Here is a 264-nt window from a genome sequence, read left to right on the forward strand (position 1 = left end):
AAACCCTTTTTTAAACTCACAAAACTTTTTTAAGTTTTTTTGAAAAAATTTTTTCAAGTTTTTTACTCAATAATTTTGTGAACTTACTGCTGAATTTCTAACGCTTTGGTTAGCCATTTTTGCGGGGTGCAAACATAGCACCTTTTTTTGAACTCACAATAACTTTTTTAATTTTTTTTGAAAGTTTTTAACCCTCTTTTAAATCTCGTTTTTCTATGAACTCCTGCTTAACTTCTAACGAGTGTTATCCGTTTTGCGGGTGCA

The organism is Seonamhaeicola algicola (assembly GCF_007997385.1).
Classification (GTDB): domain Bacteria; phylum Bacteroidota; class Bacteroidia; order Flavobacteriales; family Flavobacteriaceae; genus Seonamhaeicola; species Seonamhaeicola algicola.